The sequence below is a fragment of the Aquisalimonas lutea genome (assembly GCF_030409225.1).
Lineage (GTDB): Bacteria > Pseudomonadota > Gammaproteobacteria > Nitrococcales > Aquisalimonadaceae > Aquisalimonas > Aquisalimonas lutea.
Genome location: NZ_JAUFPK010000001.1, coordinates 1,344,373 through 1,367,071, shown reverse-complemented (window position 1 = coordinate 1,367,071; position 22,699 = coordinate 1,344,373). Strand labels below are relative to the sequence as shown.

General features: G+C 63.1%; 19 protein-coding genes and 1 pseudogene. 13 read left to right on the top strand and 7 right to left on the bottom strand.

All coding sequences use genetic code 11. The features are described 5' to 3' along the window. Positions 1–101: 101 nt before the first annotated feature. The 5 genes from QWY84_RS06380 to QWY84_RS06360 form a co-directional block, all read right to left on the bottom strand. A complete protein-coding gene (locus QWY84_RS06380; RefSeq protein ID WP_290201640.1) occupies positions 102–1,115 on the bottom strand; it encodes a zinc-dependent alcohol dehydrogenase family protein in 1,014 nt (337 codons plus the stop codon). Between the two features lie 59 nt (positions 1,116–1,174). Then, entirely contained in the window at positions 1,175–1,576 is a 402-nt protein-coding gene (locus QWY84_RS06375) for a type II toxin-antitoxin system VapC family toxin (protein ID WP_290201638.1), read from the bottom strand. Further along, positions 1,573–1,809, bottom strand: coding sequence for a type II toxin-antitoxin system Phd/YefM family antitoxin (locus QWY84_RS06370; protein ID WP_290201635.1), 237 nt, complete (start codon positions 1,807–1,809; stop codon positions 1,573–1,575). Before QWY84_RS06370 ends, QWY84_RS06375 begins: the two co-directional genes overlap by 4 nt. 536 nt (positions 1,810–2,345) lie before the next feature. Then, positions 2,346–2,705, bottom strand: a complete 360-nt coding sequence (locus QWY84_RS06365; RefSeq protein ID WP_290201633.1) for an XRE family transcriptional regulator — start codon at positions 2,703–2,705, stop codon at positions 2,346–2,348. 572 nt (positions 2,706–3,277) lie between these two features. Continuing rightward, entirely contained in the window at positions 3,278–3,652 is a 375-nt protein-coding gene (locus tag QWY84_RS06360) for a type II toxin-antitoxin system Phd/YefM family antitoxin (protein ID WP_290201631.1), read from the bottom strand. 1,309 nt (positions 3,653–4,961) lie between these two features. Here QWY84_RS06360 and QWY84_RS06355 point away from each other — a divergent pair. The 3 genes from QWY84_RS06355 to QWY84_RS06345 all read left to right on the top strand — a co-directional run bounded on the left by QWY84_RS06355 (position 4,962) and on the right by QWY84_RS06345 (position 8,806). Further along, complete coding sequence (locus QWY84_RS06355) at positions 4,962–6,467, top strand: peroxidase family protein (RefSeq protein ID WP_290201629.1); 1,506 nt, start codon at positions 4,962–4,964, stop codon at positions 6,465–6,467. Positions 6,468–6,537: 70 nt separating this feature from the next. Continuing rightward, positions 6,538–7,620, top strand: coding sequence for an alpha/beta hydrolase (locus QWY84_RS06350; protein WP_290201627.1), 1,083 nt, complete (start codon positions 6,538–6,540; stop codon positions 7,618–7,620). Positions 7,621–7,738: 118 nt separating this feature from the next. After that, a complete protein-coding gene (locus QWY84_RS06345) occupies positions 7,739–8,806 on the top strand; it encodes a lipase family protein (RefSeq protein WP_290201625.1) in 1,068 nt (355 codons plus the stop codon). Positions 8,807–9,613: 807 nt separating this feature from the next. Here the strand turns inward: QWY84_RS06345 and QWY84_RS06340 are convergent. Beyond that, the gene (locus tag QWY84_RS06340) at positions 9,614–10,600 is read right to left on the bottom strand and encodes a site-specific integrase (protein WP_290201624.1); all 987 of its coding nucleotides are present in this window, start codon (positions 10,598–10,600) and stop codon (positions 9,614–9,616) included. A 258-nt stretch (positions 10,601–10,858) separates the two neighbouring features. Between QWY84_RS06340 and QWY84_RS20060 the strand changes: the two genes are divergently transcribed. Both QWY84_RS20060 and QWY84_RS20055 read left to right on the top strand, forming a co-directional pair. Then, positions 10,859–11,194, top strand: a complete 336-nt coding sequence (locus QWY84_RS20060) for a type II secretion system protein N (protein WP_353959882.1) — start codon at positions 10,859–10,861, stop codon at positions 11,192–11,194. Between the two features lie 86 nt (positions 11,195–11,280). Next, positions 11,281–11,409: pseudogene (locus QWY84_RS20055) on the top strand (hypothetical protein); the annotation flags it as partial. Between the two features lie 57 nt (positions 11,410–11,466). Here QWY84_RS20055 and QWY84_RS06330 read toward each other — a convergent pair. Continuing rightward, complete coding sequence (locus QWY84_RS06330) at positions 11,467–11,736, bottom strand: acyl carrier protein (protein ID WP_290201621.1); 270 nt, start codon at positions 11,734–11,736, stop codon at positions 11,467–11,469. Positions 11,737–11,947: 211 nt separating this feature from the next. Here QWY84_RS06330 and QWY84_RS06325 point away from each other — a divergent pair, with 211 nt between their 5' ends. From QWY84_RS06325 to QWY84_RS06290, 8 genes are all read left to right on the top strand, one after another. Then, positions 11,948–13,510: an acyl-CoA ligase (AMP-forming), exosortase A system-associated gene (locus QWY84_RS06325; protein ID WP_290201620.1), complete on the top strand. Its 1,563-nt coding sequence runs from the start codon at positions 11,948–11,950 to the stop codon at positions 13,508–13,510. 2 nt (positions 13,511–13,512) lie between these two features. Then, complete coding sequence (locus QWY84_RS06320) at positions 13,513–14,745, top strand: pyridoxal-dependent decarboxylase, exosortase A system-associated (protein ID WP_290201618.1); 1,233 nt, start codon at positions 13,513–13,515, stop codon at positions 14,743–14,745. Between the two features lie 184 nt (positions 14,746–14,929). Continuing rightward, positions 14,930–15,835 (top strand): VanZ family protein, encoded by a 906-nt coding sequence (locus QWY84_RS06315; RefSeq protein WP_290201617.1) that lies wholly within the window; start codon positions 14,930–14,932, stop codon positions 15,833–15,835. 136 nt (positions 15,836–15,971) lie between these two features. Then, the gene (locus QWY84_RS06310) at positions 15,972–17,000 is read left to right on the top strand and encodes an XrtA/PEP-CTERM system-associated ATPase (protein ID WP_290201616.1); all 1,029 of its coding nucleotides are present in this window, start codon (positions 15,972–15,974) and stop codon (positions 16,998–17,000) included. A gap of 905 nt (positions 17,001–17,905) precedes the next feature. After that, the gene (locus tag QWY84_RS06305; protein WP_435372972.1) at positions 17,906–18,523 is read left to right on the top strand and encodes an XrtA/PEP-CTERM system exopolysaccharide export protein; all 618 of its coding nucleotides are present in this window, start codon (positions 17,906–17,908) and stop codon (positions 18,521–18,523) included. Positions 18,524–18,615: 92 nt separating this feature from the next. Beyond that, the gene (locus QWY84_RS06300; RefSeq protein ID WP_290201614.1) at positions 18,616–20,193 is read left to right on the top strand and encodes an XrtA system polysaccharide chain length determinant; all 1,578 of its coding nucleotides are present in this window, start codon (positions 18,616–18,618) and stop codon (positions 20,191–20,193) included. Continuing rightward, positions 20,190–21,119 (top strand): P-loop NTPase family protein, encoded by a 930-nt coding sequence (locus QWY84_RS06295; RefSeq protein WP_290201612.1) that lies wholly within the window; start codon positions 20,190–20,192, stop codon positions 21,117–21,119. Before QWY84_RS06300 ends, QWY84_RS06295 begins: the two co-directional genes overlap by 4 nt. Continuing rightward, positions 21,097–22,695 carry a TIGR03016 family PEP-CTERM system-associated outer membrane protein gene (locus QWY84_RS06290; protein WP_290201611.1) on the top strand — a complete coding sequence of 533 codons (1,599 nt, stop codon included), beginning with the start codon at positions 21,097–21,099 and terminating at the stop codon, positions 22,693–22,695. The genes QWY84_RS06295 and QWY84_RS06290 overlap by 23 nt, the downstream gene beginning before the upstream one ends. Positions 22,696–22,699: the final 4 nt, after the last annotated feature.

The following is a 22,699-nucleotide window of genomic DNA, read 5'->3' as shown; positions in this document are numbered from 1 at the left end:
GTTTGTCGGACACTATGTCGAATAAATAGATACCACCAGAACGTCCGTCAATCCTGCGCCGCAATATTCCACGACAAAGGTCCTCGCACGCGGCCTCAGCGCTAAATCGTGAAGTCTAGGCAAATCTTGCCGATGTGCCTGGCGGATTGCATGCGCAGCAGCGCGGCCGGCACGGAATCGAACGGCAGCACGGTGTCGATGACCGGATGGATGCGGTGGCGCTCGACAAAAGCCGTCATCGCCTCGAAATGCGCCCGACTGCCTACGGACAGGCCAATGAGCCGCAGGTTCTTGCCGTAGATCGAGCGCATGGCGATCTCCTGGGAGAAGCCGGAGAGCACCCCGATGATCAGCACCTTCCCTCCAACCCGCGCCGCCTGCAGGGAGCGATTGATCGTCTCCCGGCCACCGAGTTCCAGGATGTGATCCACCCCGGCGCCACCCGTGACCTCCAGCGCGGCATCCTGCCACTCCGGGGTCGTTCGGTAGTTAATGAGATGGTCGGCGCCCCGCCCGCGGGCCTGCTCGAGTTTTTCGTCGCTGCTCGAGATCACGATCACCCGCGCCCCTAGGGCCTTGGCGAACTGCAGCGCGAACGTGGCCACGCCACCGGTGCCTTGCAGCAACACGGTCTCGTCCGCCTGCAATCCCCCTTCGACGACCAGGGCGCGCCAGGCGGTGAGCGCCGCGCAGGGGAGGGTCGCGGCCTCGATCATCGACAGGTGCTCCGGGACCGGTGCCACGGCCTCGGCATCGAGCACCATTTCTTCCTGGAGCACCCCGGGCCGCGGGCCGCCCAGGGGATCGCTGCGCTTCTCGGCTGTAGGCCCGCCGTCGATCCAGGACGGGAAGAACATCGGACAGACCCGATCGCCGGGTGCTACACGGGTCACACCTGTGTCAACTTCCAGGACTTCACCGGCACCGTCGGAAAAGGGAACTAGCGGCAGCTCATTGCCCACGCCCTGCCCCTGGACGGTGAGGAGGTCTCGGTAGTTCACCGAAGCCGCTCGCATGCGCACCACGATCTCCCCGGAACCCGGCACCGGCGCAGCCCGGTCGATTGCGGTGAGCGCGTCAATCCCCCAGTGACTCTGAACTTCCCAGACCTTCATGGCGGTCTCCTTGTCGAGAGGTGACGCGCCCCCTTGCCTCCACGGCGGACTACACCCCCCTACCAGATCGTCCGGACGTGCTTGTATGCCCGGATCTTGTCATCCGCCGTGACGAGCGGGGCATTGAAGTGCCTCGCTAAGGCGACGATCATGCGATCCGCCGGGTCTTTGTGAAACGCGCCTGGTAGGCGCGTGGACTCGACACCAATGCGATTGTCCACCGGCACAAATCGGAGGCCGTCGATGCTTGCAACCGTATCGAGCCAGTCATCCACACTCATGGTCAGTGCCAAACGCGCGCGGGCCACGAGCATTCCGATTTCCCAGGCCGAGATCGCCGACACCAGGATGACGCCCATCTCCGTTGCCTGCTCGGCCTCCATCGCCGTGTGGGCACTCCTGGAGAGCTGACCGTCACCGTTGACCCACCAGATGAGAGCGTGGGTGTCGAGAACGATCAATCCAACGCCTCCCAGTCATCCTCGGCCACCGGGGCCAACGGGTCCTTGAACTCCGCCACGCTCCCCCGGAGTTTCTCCAACGGCGAGCGCTGGTCGGCGCGATAGCGGCGGATCTCGACTGCTGGCTGGCCCCGGTCGGTGACCACAACAGGTTCGCCCGAGACTTCCACCTGCCGGAAATACTCAAGCGCCCTGGCCTTGAACTCGGACTTCGTTACCTGCTTTTCGCTCATGCTTCCACCATGACTATTCCCTCTAGTCACGACTATACGACATCCGCGCGACCGTGCCCAATCGTCACTCGATGGGACTCTCGTCTTGTACATCAATCCAGACCCGCGGATGGCGCGATGAAGTCGTCAATCACGCCACACGAACGCGGACTGCCGTACAGCCGGAGTTTTTACTCGCCTCTTCGAGTGCTCGCCGGGTCACAGGTCGCGATACAGGTGGCGAAGTCCCCGCCATCGGGTGGGGCATGTCCGCGACTGGGCCGTAATCGACCTCGTAGGCGCAAAGCGCCAATGGCCGGGTCTTCGGCAATCCCCTGCCGCGCCAAAAGCCAGGGCCGTCTCAATGCGCTCACTGGTATCGAGCACGACATCCCTTCGGCAATTGCAGCAGCCCACCCCCAGGATGTTGCGCTTGCCTCGGTGCTCGTGGAGAACGCCGAGTTGGCGTGGTGGACACGATGGACGACCCCCTCGGCCCGATCGCCATCGATCCGCAGCACCATCGATTCTCGGCTTTGATTCAAGGAAGAGCGTGTTTATGCGTACCCGCCTTCGGCAATGTGGGCAAGGTAGTCATGCACCTCGCCTGCTCGCCCGGCCACGACCAGCTCCTCGGCCGTGAGGTTGCCAAGCGGCGGGATCGGATACGAGCGGTACCAGGCCCACGCTGCACCCAACGACCCAGCCCAGGGTTCGATCCGCGTGAGAATCTCTGTCACCTGACGCAAACGCTGCTGGGTCGCCACGCTGCCGAGGCGATCCCGACGCGTGAGCGCCGCCCGGCTCAGCCCGATCGCACCCGCAAGCTCCGTCTTCGTAATATGGAGCTCACTGACCAGCTTGTCGGCCATAACGTAGCCGCCCTCATCGAAGAACGCTCCCAAGTTGTGTGTCATGACATCGCCTCAGGTTGACCTATTCCGCGACTTGGCCCGTGGCCTGGCTACGGCCGGTCGTTGGATCGCGACGGAACAGGCACCGAAACGGCGACGACGCAGTCCCGAATACGCTCCCATGCACGGCTCTCGAAGCCGGATGTCGTTCGTCAAACCGGGTCGATGCGTTTGTTCGTCGTCCGCCTTGATCCTGACGCCTGCCCAACTATATTTCATCGTCGGGAGTCCGCCCAGAATACGCCAGACTGTCCTGCCCTGCCGCCCACGGAGGAAGCGGATCGCCAATTCTCCAAGTCCGCTTCGAGCAGGGACCTGCCGCCCTCTACAGGCACTAAAAATCGCCTTGGAAGCGACTCCGCACGCCCACTGAGCCGAGGGCCGACAGGACCGGAAAACGCTGAATGAAACCCCAATTCGCCTGAATCCGGCACGAGGCCGCGGGCTTGCACCTGCTGAGCAAGGTCGTTCGATAGCCGGTAGATGCGCTCGTTGTTTAACAGCGCCTTCTGAACGGCCTCGAACGCCTGAGAACGCATCGGCTGAGGTCCTTGTGTTATCTATCGACTCGCGCCCTAGCCGAGGAGGGCTTCCATCTCGCGGCGGCCCTGCTCGCGTGCACGCTCTTCGGCGGCCTCGTCCTCTTCACGCGCTCGCTTGGCCTCGAGCAAAAACGTCCGGGTCGCGGCAAGCTCCTTGAACGCCTTGTTGAGCGAGGCTTCAGTGCGAGCATTGCTCTCATTGAGCTCTTCGACAAGACAGGCGAACTCATCGGAGCTCGGCGAGTATGCCTCGTTTATGACCGCCTGCCATTGCGCAATGGGGATGAGCACAGCAAGGGAGCGATTGTGCTTCCGGATGATATAGCTCTGCCCGGAACTCACCCGCTCGATGATCTCGCTCCAGTGGGCACGAGCCTCATAGCTCTGGATTTCCTGCGGGCTTTCCATCACAAACCCCCGAAACCGGTCGATTTACCACTCAAGTATAGCAACGCTTGGTCGACACCATGAGGATTCGACGGAGAACAGGCGGGAGGGAGGCAACCCGGCCCTCACAAGGTCGGGGTTGCTATAGGCTAAAGCCTGTGACCGCCCGGAGGGCGTGTACCCGCGGGTACAAAGGTGGAGTCGGTGTGATCGATTGCACAAGGCTGGACTGCCAGCACCGCGTGTTCGGTCGCCTGTATCACCCGCTTGCGCGGGCACATCGAGCGGGCTGGCCGGTTTATGGGCTCAATCTCGGGGCCGCGAACCATCGCCCCTGTACCCATGGGTACAGCCACAAGGATCCACGCAGACGCCTGCCTCCCGTCAAGTCCGACGAGGTACTTCCTGCATAGCCAGGCTACGACTGAAGGGCGCTACATACTCGGCGATCGCCGTAGGTCAGCAACGCAACACACCGGCCGGCGGAGCAGGCTTCAGCTACAACTCCCGGTTCTACGGAATCCAGTATGCGCCGTGATATCGCACCGCAATGTCAACGCCAGCAGGAAAGTGTACCCGCGGGTACAGCACCCCTGGCCGACTCTTCCCGTCGGTTCCGACGCGAGGGCGGCCGGGCTCTGTACCCATGCGTACACGCCGCCAATCCTGCCCCAATACTAAGGGAGTACGGTCTGCCAACCGCCGCTATGGCCAGCGTCACCTCTTCCCGAAAACGCACCTGTACCCGCGGGTACAACGAATTCTCAGTGCAGCAGATACAGCGGGTGCGCTACTCGAACAGATCCACCCCTAGATGCTCATTCATAACGGTGGAGCTGAGGCCCTGTTTGTACGATTACGCACTGCCTCGCATGCTCGGTTCGAGGACTGCACCCATGGGTACAGTCAGTGCCCGCGCACGCAAAAGCCAGTGCGTGTCGCCCTGGGAAGAACTCCCCAGATCTTCTTGGTCCGCCAGAAGGCGGCCTGGGTAGCAAACTCATGGAGCGATGCTGGCGCCTTCTGACCCTGAGCCATCAGCAAGTTCATTATTCGATTCTCCAAGGCTCTCGTTTGCGATGCATGTCCCGCCCCAGCACACGGACAACGGCTTCCACGCTGATTCCACAGGACAGCATGCCGGCAGCGCACAGGTATCAAGGCATTGCTATTGATTTTGTTCGCGAATCGGCCTTGATCTTGACGACCGCTTAACTATATTTCGTTTCAGGGATCCCACCCAGAATGCGTTCGCCATTCCTTCCGGCACGCAGAGGAAAGTGGATGGCGTATTTCCGACGAATGTGTTCCCAAACGGGGGTTCCAGATCATGTCCCATGCACAAAAAATCGAGATCGTAGCGCCGCGCTCGAAGCACTATCAGGGCCCGTTCGGGCGGATCGCACCCGGGCTTGCGGGCTGGCGTCCCGACGGGGTCAGCGATGATCACCTCAAAGACTACTTCAAGGATTTCACCGCGAATTTCATGACGGAGGCACCGGGCAAAACCCCCGGCCAGATCAGCAGTGACGAGACAATACGCACCGATCTCGATAATCGATTCGACTCCGACCTTCCGGCTGGCTACACGTATTTCGGCCAATTCATCGACCATGACATCACGTTTGATCCAACGGGGCTTACCAGTCGGCGGCTGGATCCGAATGGGCTGTTGAACTTCCGCACGCCCCGCCTGGACCTCGACAGTGTCTACGGCCGCGGCCCGGCGGATCAGCCTTACCTCTACAGCGGTGATAGGGACGCACTGCTGACAGGGTCAATCGACGGCACTCAGCGCCCCGACCTGCCCCGGATCGCCAACGCCACCGCCATCATTGGCGATATGCGCAACGATGAGAATGCCATCGTCGCGCAACTCCAGCTCGCGTTCCTGCTTGCCCACAACCGGCTCGTGCGAAAGGCGCGGGAGCTCCATTACGACCAGCCTTTTGAGGAGGCGCGGCGCGTACTCCAATGGCTCTACCAGTGGGTGGTCTGGCACGACTTTGTCGGCCGCATCACCAACGCCGCCATCCACGAGCACGCCTTCCGGCTGGACAACCACCCCGGCGGCCACGGCGAATGGGTGCTCGGCTACCCTGGGGTCTACAACTGGAAGCATCAGCCCTACATGCCGGTGGAGTTCTCCGTGGCGGCTTACCGCTTCGGCCACTCCATGGTGCGCAACAGCTATCAGACCAATGTCGGCCCCGAGGCCGGCTTCGGTGTCTTTATCCCGATCTTCGACACCACGGCCAACCCGCCGGACGACCTGCGCGGCTTCCGGGGACTGAGCGAGCGACGTGTAGTCCAATGGGACTGGTTCCTGCAAATGAGCTCCTCGTCAGGGCCGTTCCCGCAGCACACCCGCAAGATCGACACCAAGCTCGCAAACGCCCTTGCGTTCCTCCCGGAAAACGCCGACGAGCCGGCGTCGATCGACAACGTCCTCGCCGCCCGCAATCTGCTCCGCGGCGTGAGCTATGACCTGCCTTCGGGGCCGGATCTTGCCCGCTATTTCGGCCTCGAGCCCCTCGAGCTCGACGACGACGACATCCCGGCGCTTTGGTACTACCTCCTCAAGGAAGCGCAGACGGAGGGAGGAGGCTCGCGGCTCGGCTCGCTGGGCTCGCTGATCGTCTGCGCGACTTTCGCGGGCCTTCTCAAGGGCGATGGCAACTCCTTTTGCAACCGCCATCCCCGCTGGCGCCCGGAGAACGAGCCGCTGCTCGCCATTGATGGCATCACCCAGGACCCCGGGGCGTGGACGCTCGCCACCATCATTCGCCTGTCCGGTTTGCCGGTCGATGGTGCGAGCTTCGGCAACGGAAACTAGCTGCCGGGACTGGGGGCGCCGCAGCCCAACATCGCGGCGCTCCCAACGAGAACGCGTGATCGGAGGCGCCATGTACGTTGTCACGAACCGCCATGTCGATGAGTCGACGACCGGAGTTGCGCAGTTCGGCGGGCGGCCGAACGCGAAAGGGAACAACGAGCTGCGCCTCGCCGAGGTGAACAAGCACGGCCCCGGCTGGTCGGTGGAGTTCGTCGATGACCAGCTCTCGCAGGTCGAGGTGGACAACCTCATCCGCGAGTTCCATCTGCCCATCGAGAGCGACGCGCCGCAATACGGCAGTCTCAAGGCCGCCTGCGAGATCTTCCGCCGAATCCGGGACAACAAGAGCGACCTGCTGTTGTTCGTACACGGCTACAACAACGAAATGCGCGACGTCCTCGAGGCCGCACACCAGTTGCAGCAGCGCTTTGGTGTCGAGGTCCTCGCCTTCTCCTGGCCCGCCCTCGGCGGCGGCATCGAGGGCACGCTCAACTACAAGGCCGACAAGCGCACCGCCCGCGCCTCCGCCGGTGCCCTGGAGCGAGCGATCAAGATCATGCACGAGCGCTTCGATCTCATCACCCGGGGCGATCGCGACAGGCTCCGCGAGAAGGCCAAGAAAGAGCACCCGGACAACCCCGAAGCGCGGGAAGCCCGCTACGCGCAACTGGTCGAGAAACAGTGTCCGTTCACGATCAATGCGATGTACCACAGCATGGGCAACTATCTGCTCAAGCACATGCTCAAGAGCACCGCCAACGAAGGCAATCCACTGCTGTTCGACAATGTCGTGCTGTGCCAGGCGGACACCAATCACCTCGATCACGAGGACTGGGTGGACACGATCCGTTTTCGCAAGCGCCTATTTATCACCATCAACGAGGACGACCGGGCGCTGAACGCCTCCCGGCTGAAGCTCGGCTCCGACCAGCTCGCCCGCCTCGGCCACTACGCCAAGGACCTAACCAGCCGCCATGCCCACTACATCAACCTCACCAACGCCGCCCACGTGAAGGACTCGCACTCGCCGTTTGCGGAACCGGCGGAGAAAAACGACAAGCTCGCCACGTTCTTCCGGCAGGCGTTCTCCGGTGAAGCCGCCGAGCGGAAGCTGCGGTATTTCCCGGAAGGGAACTGGTACGGGCCACGTTAGGCGGCCACCGCCGGCCTCACCCTGGCCCCTCGGCGGTTTTACGGTACCGTGGGTGAGCTTGGCGTGCCCCGGGTCGCCGGCAGAGAGCGTGACAGATCGCACTGAAGGATCGCTAACGATGGCAGACTATTTCGACTCGCCTCGGATTCTCCAATGCCCGCCAGTCAAACGGGCGGCCTACTCCGATCGCACCGCGTGGATCCTCGCCGAGGTGTGCCGCCTCGTTTACGAACCCTTGCCCGCCGAGCGCGACACGGGTGCCCTGGTCCAGGAACTCCGCGAGGCCGTTCGGGGCGGGGTCGATGATGATGCCCTCGCCGCGCTACTGCGACGCGCCCGGGAGCACGGGAGCGAGGATGATAGCCCAATCGAATCCGCGCTGCGTGAGGGCGGCTTCCAGCTCCTCGACGGCTTTGCCATCGACGGCACCGAGGGCGTGATCATCCGCCTCGAGGCCACCGACACGTTCGAGGGCATGCTCGTGGTCGCTTTTCGGGGTACGCAGCCATCGGTGGCCGATATCGTCACCGACATCAAAGCCAACCTGGTTGCCGCACCCGACGGTGGGCGCATCCACGCCGGCTTCCAGGAGGCGTTCGATCGGGTCGGTGAGCGCATCCGCAAGGCACTCGCGGAGCACCAGGGACTTCCCGTCTACTTCACGGGGCACTCGCTCGGTGGAGCGCTCGCCCTGGTCGCGACGCGCTATCTCGGCTCCGACGGCGCAGGGGCAACCTACACCTTTGGTTGCCCGCGGGTCGCCGATGACGCGTTCTTCTACACAGTGAAAACACCCGTCTACCGGATCGTCCACGGCGCCGACGCGGTCGCCCGCATCCCCTTCGGTTATGGGCTGAACTTCGTGCTCGCGGGTCTGCGGGTCATCCCGATCAACGGCACCTTCGAGATCAGCGAATGGATCCGCAAGCGCTTCGTTGGCTACACCCACTTCGGCGATCTGGTCTTCCTCCGGCCCGGGCCCGTTGATTCGAACACCGGCACCACACCTGCCCCCGCCGCCCGGCTCGTCAAGCGCAGCCCGAATATCTTCTGGCGCGTCAAAACCACCCTGCTGCGCTGGATCGCCACGCGAGGTCGAGCCGGCGCGAGCGATCACAGTATGGAGCAGTACGCGCTCAAGCTTCGCGCCTATGCCGAGTGGCGTAACCCAGAGGAGCACCGTTAAAGCGCTCTCCACCTTACCCCGATCAGACGGGATCACTCGCTGGCTCCACTGGGGCCCGTCAGGCATGTCAACCCACCTTCACCCCTCAGAACGGGTACGCCGCGCTCACCCACACTCTCGGGCTTTCGTCCCGATCATCGGATTCCGGCTTATCCCGCCGGGTTCCGGAGTGACTCAAGCCGATGGAGTCTTCCGTTCCCTTGCCTCATCCAACGCACAGAAGACTGATGGCACTGGGGTAGGCACATGACCACCGGAAGCCATTGCTTCGAATGCACTCAACCGCGCATAACAAGCATCGCGGGCCGCTGTAGACAAGAATCCAAAGCCGCAGGAACAATACCGGGATGCGGAAGCGGCATTGGGGCAGCGTTCACCATGGCCGCGCGAGCTTGGCCGGGCGGATGGCCTCCGCCCGATCGCTCCCTGCATCGCCCCGGCGTTCAGCGGGCCGAGGCACTCCGTTACAGGGACACCTCACTCACGAGGGGGTAAAATAACGAGGAGCGCCTGACGCCCCCATTCTGTTGCTTGTTACTTACCTCGCTCCAAGCACGGCCTCAAGCGCCTGCGACAGAGGCCGCCACGGGCCCGATTTCGCTGTGCTTTGTTCTAGCCCGCAGAGCCCGGGGCGATGATTGATTCTGCCCGCCGAGGCCAAGCTCACCGTGAACGACACCCCGTGCCTTGCACCACTGCTGGCCACCATCCCTCGTAGCGCGCGCCAAGCCATCCAATCGGCTCGACCCTGCGTCCGCGCCGCGGCGCACCCGGTTGCCTTTGCCACACCACAATCGCTCCCACCGCTCATGCCGTGGCCGGCCCCTTGACCCCGCTCGAGTCCGGCTGTGCCCCCGGGCAGTAGGCAGGATTGAGTCGAGCCACTGCCGCGACGTCGTCCACATGGGGTACCACCAGGCAGCCGCCTGATCGGCCGGATCGCTTCTTGCCGTAATGGATCATCGCCGTCTCGGCCGAGGCGTGGCCCATCATCGCCGCAATCTCGATCGGGGAGAATCCGGCCGCCTTCGCGTCTGCGGCGAACTGATGGCGCGCCGAGTAAAGACAGTACGTCATTGTGCGCCGCGGCCACTCGCGCTTCTGGAGCCGGTTCAACGCCTGCGCGGCCTGTTTCTCTGCCTTGTCCGCGTCGTATTCGCGAACGACGTCGTCGAGAAAAGCCGTGATCTTCCCGCGCACATCCGTCGACAGCTCCCCAATGTACAAATGACGATACGGTCCGAACGCGCGCTCGGTACTGCGCTCGGACAGCCGTTCGCGATACTTCGCATTGGGGCAGCACAGCCAGTCGGGTCCACACTGGTATGCCCCCCACCACTCCCTGGGTCGCAACCCCGTGGCGCGGCCAATCACGAGCCAGATCATCGCATACCGTACCCAGAATTGACTCCGCGGCGAGGCCTCAACCGCCTTGGTCAGTCTTTCAAGGTCGGCGTCCGGGAGCTTTTTTATCACCCCGCGAGACGACCCTTGCGCCTTGATCTCGTAGAGTGCATCGACGAACCACTGCGGCGCGTCAAAGCGCTGGTAATGCCTCAACGCACACCGGTAGCTCATCCAGCTCGCCGGAGCAAGCCCCTCTGCCCATTGCACCAGAAAGCTGTAGAATAAAGACCAGTCCTCATACCAAGCGCGTTCATACTCCTCAGCAAAACGACGAACCAGCCGCGCCAGTAGTTTGGCGTAGTGTTTCTCCGTTCCCTGCCCGGGCTGCAAGCAAATCTCCCGGAGGGATCGCTCCGTCTTTGCTCGCGCCTTCGTCAGCGCCTTCATGCACACCTCCCGATCTCGCGGGCATCCACCATCGAGCCCGGGACCAGCATGCAACCGGCCTACGACATAAGGAATGTCACCCGGCATCGCCTCCGGCAAACAGTGGCCCGAGCGCGCGCACGGATTGCACGCGCCCGGGCGGCGACCTAGCCTCCGTGGTACGGATGGTGCCTGTCGCCGTTGACGTGGCCGCTCCGTTCAACACTGAGAGGGATCGACGCCGGGCCTGTTGCAGCGCCTTGCACCCCCGTCATCGTCGTGCTGGTAATTGCGCTCGCGCACGCCGCGGCGCAACTGACCCGGAGGATCCTGCCTGCACCGGCGCCCGACGCGCCGCCTCCCGCGAGGGGGCGCGGTCTCCGCGGAGAGCACGGGGCGAGCGACACGGCATCGGAGGCGATCGCACGCTGGCACCTCTTCGGTCGGGCGCAGGCGGCGGACGGCGAGCGCGACCAACGCATCGATGCCCCGGAGACGCGGCTCGACCTGCAGCTCAACGGGGTGTTCTACAGTCCCGACCCGGCGCGATCCCGGGCGATCATCAGCGGGAGCTCGCGCGGCACCGAGCGCAACGGCGTCGGCAACAACACCTGAACTGATCTAATAGCGGCGGCAGCGACTACCCCACCACCCTCGGTGGACGCCTCAATGCATTCATCCAGCAGGCGGTCATCGAGGGCATGCAGCCAAGGCGCGTCGATGGTGTGGTCAACTGGAACAACGCCAGCATCAGTGCCGCCGATACATCCATTGCGCTCAGGAGTTTCGCCGCGCAACTGAGCACGGGCGATGATCGCGCAATCATGCGGGCGATGCGCAACACCGAGCCCGGCCCGCTCGAGGTCCGCGGCGACGTCGAGCTGCATTCACCCGGAGTCGACACCCTGCCCGTCACACTTGCGCTGGACGAATGCCAACAGAGAACCGACGGTCTCGAACGTCTCGGCGGTGATGTCCTCGTCGTCCACCGTGATGCCGAAATGCTCTTCGAGCGCCGTGACCAGCGAGACTACTGCCATGGAGTCGAACTCGGGCACGCCACCGAGCAAGGGCGTGGAGTGCTCGAAGTGCCGGGCCCGGCCTTCGAGCGCAAGAGACTCATCGAGGATGGTGTTGACTTCGTCTAGCGTGGGCATGCGAACTCAGTCCCGGTTCAATGGGCTACCGTCGGTCGGCGGAGATGGCTTGCTGTGGCGACGGTTCGGATTATCAACGGCCCATGGGCGGAGATCAACGACGCGGGCGTCCATGGTAGCCTGAGCACCTCAAGCTCACTGTCGATGCAGTCGCAAAACCGCAACCAGTTTGGTGTCGCGTCCACCCCACACGACCTCATTCAACGGCGCCATGACAACGCTTTTCCACGACATCCCCTCCCGGGCAGCGCAGTGGCAACCGGACACGGTCGCGTTGCGTTCGCGCCACAGTGCCATGACGTTTGCGGCACTCGACGAGGCGGTGCGAAGGGTGGCCGCCGGGCTCTACCACCGCGGCCTGCGCGCCGGACAACGGGTCGTGGTCTATCTGGACAAACGCCCGGAGACGGTTGCAGCCCTGTTCGCGATCACCCGCGCCGGCGCGATCGCGGTCCCGGCAAATCCAGCCCTGAAACCCCGCCAAGTAGCGCACCTGCTCGGCGATAGCGCCGCGCGGGGGTTGATTACGTCCCGGCAGCGATTGCAGCTTCTCCGCGAAGCCGAGGCGCTCGCCGGCTCCCATCTTCACCCAACGCTCACCACTGCCGTGGATGACGCCACTGATGGCTGGAGCGGCCTCCAGGATGACGCCGCCTCCGCTGCCCTGCCCCGTCGCGTGGAATCCGACCCGGCGCTCATTTTGTACACGTCCGGCAGCACGGGGTTACCCAAGGGTGTAGTGCTCAGCCACCGGAACCTGATCGCAGGCGTGGAGAGCGTGGTCGAGTATCTCGATATCACCGCCGACGACCATCTCGTCGGCGCACTGCCTTTGAGCTTCGACTACGGACTCAATCAGATCACCACGGCCCTGTACGCCGGTGGTCGTGTCTATCTCTATGACTACCTCTGGCCGCGGGAGCTGCTTCACGTTATCGCTGACGAGCACATCACCGGCTTTGCAGCCGTCCCGCCCCTTTGGAACCAATTAGTCCAGGAGGACTGGCCGGAGACGGTGGGCCGAAGACTTCGCTACATCACCAACTCCGGCGGCAAGCTCCCCGCTGCCACGCTGCAGCGTTTGCAAGCGGTATTGCCCACCACACAGATTTTCCTGATGTATGGGCTCACCGAAGCATTCCGCTCGACCTATCTCCCCCCGCAGGAGCTATCGCGGCGGCCAGATTCCATGGGGCAGCCAATTCCGAACGCGCGCATCCACGTCGTACGCCCGGACGGCACCCCGTGCGAGGCCGGAGAGACCGGGGAACTCGTCCACGCCGGGCCGCTCGTGGCACTCGGCTACTGGAACGACCCCGAACGCACGCGCGAGCGCTTTCGGCCCGCCCCAGACCAGCCCCTTGAACTCCCACAGGCCCAAACCGCGGTGTGGTCCGGTGATCTCGTCGTCCGGGATGAAGCGGGTTATCTCTACTTCCGAGGCCGGCGTGACGAGATGATCAAATCTTCTGGCTACCGCATCTCGCCGACGGAGATCGAAGAGGTCCTCCATGACGCCGGGCTGGTGAGCGAAGTCGCGGTCATCGGCGTGACCCATCCGGTGCTCGGCGAGGGGATTGTCGCCGTCGTCGTGCCTCGGCCCGATGTTGATGAGACGACGCTGCGATTGGTCTGTCAGAAAAACCTGCCACGTTACATGGTACCGGGCGCCATCGTCGTGCAGGCAACGGCCCTGCCACGAGGGCCCAACGGCAAGATCGATCGCGCCGGCCTGCGTGAGCGCTACCAAGGCCACTTCGACGGAGAGCACTAACCATGGCCACTGGCGAGCACGACCCGCGCATTCCCCCGCCCTTCCAACAGGCCGAGCGGGTCCTCCGGTTCGGTGACCAATCCATCGACGTGTTGGCGAACGAGCTGGGCACGCCGTACTACGCCTACGATCGGGCGGCGATCGAGGCGCGTGTACAGGCGTTACGCCGCCACCTGCCTCAGCGCGTTCGGCTCAGCTATGCCGTCAAGGCCAACCCCATGCCGGCACTGGTGAACTTCCTCGCCTCGCGCGTGGACGGCCTGGACGTCGCATCCGCCGGCGAGGCCGAGCGGGCTCTTGCGAGCGCAATGACGCCGAGCGCGATCTCGTTTGCCGGCCCGGGCAAGCGTGACAGCGAGATCGCGCAGGCCGTGCACTCCGGCATCACCATTGGCCTGGAATCTCGGCGGCAAATCGACACCGTCGCCGCCGAGGCCCGCGAGCAAGGCAAAACGCCGCGAGTGAGCTTACGGCTCAATCCGGACTTCCGGGTCAAGGGCTCGGGCATGCACATGGGCGGCGGCCCTCAGCCGTTCGGCGTCGACGTTGAACAGGCCCCGGAGTTTCTACGCACGATCCACGACGAGGGCCTGCATCTCGCCGGCATACACATCTTCGCCGGCTCGCAAAACCTCCGCGCGTCGGTGATCGCCGAGGCACAACGACGCAGTCTCGACCTTGCCCTCGAACTCACTCACGAGCTTTCGCACGCGCCGGAGTTCATCAACATCGGCGGCGGCTTCGGCATTCCCTACTTCCCGGGTGATGTGCCGCTCGATCTTGCCACCGTCGGCAAGCACCTCCACGCCCTGGACGAAGAACTCGCCGCGGCCAGCCCCGACACCCACCTGGTCGTCGAGCTCGGCCGCTATATCGTCGGCGAGGCGGGCGTCTACGTTACGCGCGTCATTGACCGCAAGATCTCCCGGGGACAGGTGTATCTCATCACCGACGGCGGCATGCATCACCACCTCGCCGCCTCCGGCAATCTCGGGCAGGTGCTGCGCAAGAACTACCCCGTGGCGATCGGCAATCGCCTGGACGAGCGTGCGGAAGAACGGGTCACCATCGCGGGCCCGCTATGCACGCCGCTCGATGTCCTCGCCGACCGCGTGTTTCTCCCTCGGGCGGAGGTCGGCGACCTGGTCGTGGTTTTCCAATCCGGGGCGTACGGGTTGACGGCCAGTCCCACGGGGTTTCTCGGGCATCCGCCGCCACAGGAGATCCTCGTGTGAACAACTCCGCCGGACCGGACTCGGCGTCGCTCCCGCGCACACCATCCACCGGTTCAGCGCAAAGGGTCACTTTGGCAACGTTCCGTCCCCTCGTCCGCATAAGCTCGCGATCCGCGCTTGCCGTTGGCGCACGAGCCCGGCAGGCTCGGGGCTGAGCCGAGAGGAATCCAACGAAGGAACGCCCGTGCCCGACTCTGTACGCTTTCGCATCGCCGCCCTGGTAATTATCGGTCTGATACCGCTGTTCTTCGTGGATCTCGGCACCTGGCGTCGCGCCTTCGCCCCGGAGCTGCACACTTTTGCTCACGTGGGCTTCTTTGCGCTGCTCGCCTGGCTGGCGATGCAAGCACCACCACTGCAATCGTACCGCTTTCCCGTACGCGGGGGCCTGGTGGTTCTGGCTGCCTTGGCCCTCGGCGGCACAATTGAACTCATACAGCCCTGGTTTGGCCGCTCGGCCGGACTGCAAGATCTCTGGCAGGACCTCCTCGGCGCGATGGCGGCCGTCGCGCTGAACGCGCCTACCGTGGCAACAAGGCGCGCCTTGGGCGCCGTCATGGCCGTCATCCTGGTCGCCGAACTCTATGCTCCCGCGATCTCCCTTTGGGACCGCGGCGTCGCACGGATTCAGTTCCCGGTACTGTCCGATTTCAGCACCACGTTCGAACATCGCCGTTGGTCGGCTGGCGAGCCCGACGACACCGTCGCCCGGATCGGGGAGCGCTCTCTTCGGGTCGATCTCAAGCCTGGCCGCTTTTCCGGGACAACCCTGCGCCGCTCTCTTGGCGACTGGAGTCACTACGATACGCTCGAGTTGAGTATCTACAATCCGGCAGCACCACTGAGTATCACGATATCGATTCGCGACCATGACAATGCCAAGCGGGGTGGCGAGTATAGTGACCGATTCAATCGTCGGTTCCTGCTCCGGCCTGGCTGGAACGACCTCGCCATTGCTGTTGACGACGTCCGCAATGCCCCGGCGCAGCGCCAGCAGCACTTGGATGATCTGGCGATGTTGGCCATCTTTACCGCGAATCTCGATGAACACCGCACCCTTTACTTGGACCGCGTGCGACTGAGTGAATAGGCTAGGTTGACCCCGGCTGGCAACAGAAAGCATCTCCGCATTATTCGACCTCGACTCCTCGTCTGTGATGGGAATGCTTATACAATATGGCGGGCTCAGCGAACTCACTTCCGATCACAACGGATACCCGGAAACCATGTACGAGGACTTCTACAACCTTACTGGCAAGCCCTTCCAACTCAGCCCGGATCCGGCGTTTTTCTTCAGCAGCCGCGGTCACAAGCGCGCCATGGCCTACCTCGAGTACGGGGTGGAGCAGGCGGAGGGGTTTATCGTGATCACCGGCGAAGTGGGCGCCGGCAAGACCACCCTCGTACGCAATCTCTTTGAGAACCTCGATCGTGACCGTCTGGTCGCGGCGCAGCTCGTGAGCACCCAACTGCAAGCCGACGACATGCTCCGCGCGGTGTGCTCGGCGTTCGGTCTCGATTTCCAGGGCAACAAGGCTGAGCGGCTGCTCTCGCTCGAGTCGTATCTGCTGCAGTGCCAGCGTGCCGGCAAGCGCTGCTTGCTCGTCGTCGACGAGGCGCAGAACCTGCCAGCGGAGGCCGTCGAGGAGTTGCGCATGCTCTCCAATTTCCAGACGGCCAATGGGTCGTTGTTGCAGAGTTTCCTTGTTGGCCAACCCGAGTTCCGGGCAACGTTGCAAAGCCCGTCGATGCAGCAGCTCCGCCAGCGCGTGATCGCCACCTACCATCTCGGACCTCTCAACGAGGCCGAGACCCGAGGCTACATTGAACACCGCCTGCGCCGCGTTGGCTGGCAGCACGACCCCACGTTCAGTGACGAAGCGTATACGGCGCTTCACCACTACGCGGGCGGCGTGCCGCGGCGAATCAACACGGTCTGTGACCGACTGTTGCTAATGGCTTTTCTCGAGGAGCTCCACCATATCGATACCGACGTCGTTGCCGAAGTCATCAGCGAGCTCGATGAGGACTTCGGTGTCCGTGGTGACGAAGACGATGAGGAATCGCTAGATGGCTTCGGCAGCACCAATGCGCGCGACCAGACCCAAGCGCTCGATGGCTCGGAGGGCTCGACCCACGCACGCCTCGAAAAGCTCGAAGCACGGGTCTCCCGCCTGGAACGGTATGTGGTCTACACCTCCAAGCTCTCGCGGCAGATCCTGACCCACGTCAATCGGAACAAGTCAACTAATTGATCAAGAAAGCATTCTCCCCGCCACATGCACTGACTAACCATTCATGACACCTCGATCACCCAGGGTGCAAATTGGAGTAGACCGCCCCTGCGATGGGGAAACATCGCCCAATCCAATCACTAGCCACCATTGGCATAATCGTCTTACTCGACGCAACGACGGCCTCATCAGCCAAGGAGTTTATCGGGTCTGGCGGTAATGTCCCGCGGGTTCGTTCACCGTTCGCTGGTGCTTTGCCACCAGAGATGTTCGCGACAATGATAATCTTCACCGGGTCCATCAGTGTGGCGGTGGCGGAGGAGGCGATAGCAATGATTCGATTACTGCCACCTCCCTCAGAGGTGACGGGTCGGTGACGCTGTAGTCAAGTCTGCGGAAACACGCGAGCACGGGTCACCGTGCATGCCGAGTGCCTCGGGCCGCTACGAGATTGGCTTCGGCACGGAAAGCGACAACTACACCACCTCCCTCGACACGATCAATACATCGGGCGACACTACCGACCTCGAAGGCGGCAAGTAGTACTACTTCGCGTTTCGCGTCCACGATGGCTCCTTCAATGACCACTCCGGCGAGCTGGGTACTGTGGTCAATTGGCGAGACACTACCGCAGAGCACACGCGCAAACACCGTGTGCGCACCCCTTGCGCACGACCACGCACCCCGAACGAGCCTGCCTGTCGCAGGAACCAATACACACCGTCCAACAGCACGCTTGGCTTTAAGTTGTGAACTAAGTCACACTATCATTGTGCGCATGAGCCGATATCACAATTCCCGGCCGGCTCGCTGAGGGCGTCAGCCCTTGTACATCAAGGCAAAGCACAGGATGATGGTACGCGGACTGTCACCTGTGGCAGACAACATGCTGGGCCGTAAGGATTTGCTAACAGGGAGAACGACCAATGGGGTGGGCTAGACTAATCGTGGTAGCGCTCGCTGTGGCGCTGGCAAGCGTTCTTACTGCATGTGAAACGACCGGCACCCCCGCCAACCGCACTGCGGACACAGGGGAGATGGGCGACTATGTGATTGGCGCCGGTGACTCGCTGCAGATCCACGTACGCAACAACGAGGACATATCGGTATCGCTGCCGGTGCGCCCGGACGGCAAGATCTCGGTGCCTATGGTGCGCGACGTGGAGGCAGCGGGGCGCACAACCTCCGAGCTTGCCGACCATCTTGAGCAGGAACTCTCCCGGTTCATCCGCGATCCCATGGTGACCGTTATGGTCACCGATTTCGTTGGCACGTACGCGGACCAGGTTCGGATCATCGGCCAGGCGGTTCAGCCGCAGGCGATCGCCTATCGTGAGGGCATGACCGTGCTGGACGCGATCATCCAGGTCGGCGGGCTCACCGAGTTCGCCGCCGGGAATCGAGCCAAGCTGGTCCGGGGAACGGGCAGTGGTGCACGGCGACTCGATATCCGCCTTGGTGATCTGATCAACGACGGAGACATGAGCCAGAACCGTGCACTACGGCCGGGCGATACGTTGGTTATCCCGGAGGCGTACTTCTGAGGCATTCTTCGCCGCTGACTTCGTCGAGACAACCTCGACGCGGCGTGGTGCGTGCCTAATGCGACGGACTCTTCAAGGAAGACTGACGTACCATGCATGATTTCTTCAACTTCATCCTCGGCGAATTGCGTGGGGCCTGGCGCTTCCGGTGGTATGCGCTCGGAGTCGCCTGGCTCGTCGCCCTCGCCGGCGCCTTTGTGGTGTTGACCATGCCCGATCAGTATCGGGTGGAAGCGCGTGTCCAAGTCAACACGGAGTCCATGCTTCAGCCGCTGCTGCAGGACCTCGCTATCGAGCCGAACCTCCAGGCCCGGCTCGACTTGATGACGGCCACCCTGCTCAACCGCGAGAATGTCGAGCGGATCGCCAACGAGAATGATCTTCTGTTGTCCGCTCGAACGCGTGGGGACGAAGTGCAGACGATCGAGAGCTTGCGACGAAACATCAGTATTGACCAGACCGAGCGCGAGCGCGTCTATCGTATTTCCTATCAGTCCAAGTCGCCGGAAACCGCTCAGGGCGTGGTTCAATCGGTCATGGATCTGCTTCTCGAAGAGGCCATGAATCTCACCATGTCTGATGCCGCTTCGGCCACGGACTTCCTTGAGCAACAGGTGAACGATTACGAGGAACGGCTCCGGCAAGCGGAGCAGCGGCTTGCGGAGTTCAAACGTGACAACGTCGGCATGCTGCCCGACCAAGGTGGGCGCGACTATTACCAACGCTTGCGGGCTACTGAGGACGAGATCCAAGAGCTGGAGACGCAAAAGCGCACGGCGGAGCGACGCGTGAACAGCATCCAGGAGCAGCTCACCGCCCTACGCACCGGGCAACGACAACCCGAGTCCGGCTCAAGTCCACGCGTTCAGGCGCTTGATGAGCAAATCCGTGAGAGCCGGCAACAGCTCGACAACCTGCTGCTGCGTTACACCGAGGAGCACCCGGACGTGGAGAACCTGCAAGCACAGATCGAGCGTCTCGAGGAGCGTCGCGAGGAGCTCGTTGCCGAGAGCGGCGGAGAGGGCGCACCGGAGCCGCGCGCGGTTGAAACCAACCCCGTGTACCAGGAACTCCAGATTCGGCTCAATGACCGCCAGAGCGAGGTCGCGGCCCTAGAGAGTCAGATCGAGGAAAAGGAAGACCGACGCGAACAACTCATCGCGCAGGTCGACGAGATCACGCAGGTCGAAACGCGGCTCACCGACCTGACCCGGAACTACGAGGTCGTCCGCGAGCGTTACCAGACGCTTGTGAACCGCCTTAACACCGCAGAGATGACCACTGAGGCTGATGCTTCGGGCGGACAGATGAGTATGCGCGTCGTCGATGCGCCCATCACGCCGGACAACCCGGAAGGGCCGCCGCGGGACCTTTATCTCCTAGCGCTACTGCCTGTGAGCTTCGGCGCGGGTGGCGGCTTCGCCTATTTGCTGCACCAGATTCGGCCGGTTTTCCAAGGCCGGGCGTTGCTCGCTGAACTCACTGGCCGCCCGGTACTTGGCTCGGTTTCGTTGGTTCTCACCCTTAGGCAGCGAAAGGCGAAACTAGCGGCGATCACCATCTTCGGCCTGGCAGCCCTGATGCTTGTTGCCGCGGGCGGAGCCGGTGCACTATTCGCGGATACCGGGGCTGAGCGGCTCCAAGCCATCATGGAGGAGATGCCGTTTTGAGCACGATTGAGCGAGCATTACAACGAAAAAAGCGGCACCAAGAGGAACCGCCTCCCAAGGCTTCCGCCAGCGCCGAGGCCACGGGAGCGGGAGCGGCGACGCCGCCCCCAGAAAGCCCCGAGAGTGAACCGGTTGCTACCGGCGAAGGGAAGGAGCTCGCCCGGGCGGGCTTTATTCCTCGTGGCCCTTTGCTGAAGATCGACATCAACCAACTCCGCCGGCAGAGCATATACCCACCGGCTTCGATGGAGGATCGGCTAGCCAACGAATACCGTCGCATCAAACGGCCCCTTCTCGGCAACGCCATTGGCCGTGGTGTCACTGAACTCGAACGCGGGAATGTGATCATGATCACCAGCGCCGTTGAGGGCGAGGGCAAGACATTTACCTCATTAAATCTGGCGCTGAGCATCGCACGGGATCCGGACTATTCCATCACTCTAGTGGACGGTGACGTGGCGCGACCGCACCTTACACGCGTGCTCGGTGCCCCCAACCAGCCCGGCCTGTTGGATTTGCTGTCTGATGAGACACTGGATCCCATGGATCTCGTTATGCCGACCAATATCGAGACCCTCTCAGTTCTGACAACCGGGCACCGTCACGCCCTGAGTGAGGAATTGCTCTCAAGCGAACGCATGGCGCGGGTTGCCGCCGAGCTCGCCGAGCCGGACCGGCATCACATTGTCCTCTTTGATGCGCCACCGGTGCTGGCAGCCCCCGATGCAATCACCCTTTCCCATCACGTCGGCCAAATCGTGGTGGTCGTTAAGGCCTCTTCTACGCTGCGCCAGCAGGTCTCGGCCGCCGTGGACCAACTCAATCCGGACAAGGCCATCAACATGGTCCTCAACCAGTCCCTGGGCGGGCCCGGCGGCGACCAATACGGCGGCTACTACGGCTATGGATACGGCGAAGACCACTAACAAGGGCAACGCGTCCATGGGTGCAAACACAGCTACCACTGGCAGTTTTATCCGTATCGCCGCCGCCTGCGCACTGACGGCCGTGGGATTCGCTGCCCTAGCGGCCCAGCCCGCTGCATCCCAGACCCGCGGTGAACTCCGGGGCGCACTCGCCGACGATCAGGAACTCCCCGAGACCCTCGCCGGCTGCCGCCTGCCCCTTCCCGGCGGGCGGGACCGCGACAGCGGCCTGTCCGAGCAGTACATCAGCGACCGTCAAGGCCAGCCCTATCTGTTCGCCCCCTCGCTCACGGCCCGGCAGACCTACACTGATAACGTCACGCTGGCACCGGAGGGCGAGGAAGAGTCCGACCACATCACCCAGATCATTCCGGCGTTAAGCTTCTGCCACGTAGGGCCCCGCATGCGCACCCAGGTGGACTATCAGGCCCAGCTCCTCCACTACTGGGAGGACTCTGACCGAAACGATGTCTTCCACTCCGCCAACGTGAACAACACCACCACTCTGGTGCAGGATGTGCTGTTCCTGGACCTAGCCGGCCGCTTCGATCAGCAGCCCAGGACCATCAACGGCGCCTTTACGGAAGACAACGAACTCGTTACCGGCAACCGGCAGGACACCACCACCCTGCGGGCCAGCCCCTATGCGTTCCAGGACCTAGGGCCACTGGGCGATTCGGTGACCCGCTACGAATTCCGGCGAAGGATGTTTGACGACGCTTCGGACACCACACGCCATATCGGTAGCTTCAACGTAACTAGCCCCGGCGCGGCGGATCCGTTCTCCTGGCAGGGCAACATCCGCACCGAGCGGGTAACCCGGGATGATCTCGACGATCCCACCTACTTCGACGACGCCTTCATCGAGCTGGGCTACCGCGCCATCGGCCGCCTGACCCTGTTGGCCCGGGGCGGACTGGAGACGGTGAACCGCGCCGACGGCACCCGCGACCGCTTCGGCAACGAGTACTGGGAGGCCGGCTTCCGCTGGAGCGACGCGCGCACCAGCGTCGAGGCCCGCTTCGGTGAGCGTTTCTTCGGCGAAACCTACTTCGCCGCTATCAGCCGCCGAAGCGGGCGCTTCACCGCAAGCCTCGACTACCGCGAGACTCAGGAAATCCCGGAGCGCGTCGGCGCAGGCGTCCCCCAGTACATACAGGAACTGGAGGAATTCGGCCTGATCGACGTTCCGGAACCGGAACTCACCATCACTAAGCGCCTGACCGCCTCGGGCACCTACGAAACCGGTCTCTCCACCTTCCGCGTCACCGCGTACGACGACCGCCGGGAACTGGTGATCTCGGAGGAAGAGCGTCGCCGCTACGGCGTCAACGCCTCCTGGCAGTGGCGCTTCGCCCCGCGCACGACACTGACACCCAGACTCACCTGGGAGCGCATCGACAACCGCGACGGTGAACTCGACACCCTGCGCGGCGCACGCCTGAGCATCGCGAGAATGCTCGATCGCAGAACCCAGGCCGGTGCCACCATCCGCCGCCAGGACCGCATATCCGATACTGCCGACCGCGAATACGTTGAAAACGCCATCACCTTGGAGCTAACAAGACTGTTCTAATGCT